Source organism: Enterobacter cloacae complex sp. P16RS2, assembly GCF_014982155.1.
In the GTDB taxonomy this organism is placed as follows: Bacteria; Pseudomonadota; Gammaproteobacteria; order Enterobacterales; family Enterobacteriaceae; genus Enterobacter; species Enterobacter cloacae_M.
The window spans coordinates 1-527 of the sequence record NZ_JADCKW010000107.1 but is presented as its reverse complement, the minus strand read 5'-3'; the positions used below and the strand labels follow the sequence as shown (position 1 = coordinate 527).

The 527-nt window shown below is 31.5% G+C and carries 1 protein-coding gene; it reads right to left on the bottom strand.

The genetic code is table 11. The features are described from left to right. Positions 1–111 precede the first annotated feature (111 nt). The gene (locus tag INF68_RS23080; protein ID WP_193525491.1) at positions 112–492 is read right to left on the bottom strand and encodes a hypothetical protein; all 381 of its coding nucleotides are present in this window, start codon (positions 490–492) and stop codon (positions 112–114) included. Positions 493–527 lie beyond the last annotated feature (35 nt).

Sequence of the window (527 nt, the reverse complement as noted above, 5' to 3'; positions counted from 1 at the left end):
TTCATCAGAAACTAGTTTCACCTCATATAGTCAGAGTACGTATTACCGGAATCCATTCCGGTAACACATTTTAGATATACTCATGTATCCCTCTGAATAACATTACTGATATTATCTATTTATGTCCATATCCCAGTCCAAAACACTATAATCATCAAAAGATCGTCCCGACTCTATATTTCTTATCAACATATCCTTGACATATAAATCATGAAAAAACATCACCCTTTTTAATAGCTCTGTTATATTTATATATTCATACTTTTCCTTTCCTGTACCATAAGCAGCCTTGTAATACTCAAACTCAGTTAATACTTCCTTCATGTGGATTCGTAGTGCAAACTCAACAACATCTTCATCATTTACATAAATCATTGCATCATCTTTGTTTACACTTGCCATGCTGTATATCCTGTCCACATACAACATTAGCGTTGCTGAAATGGCGAATATCATCGTTTCATCTTTTTTACTCAGATTATCTTTATTAATTTTTATCCTCTTTTTTGATTTTTAGTATTTAATAA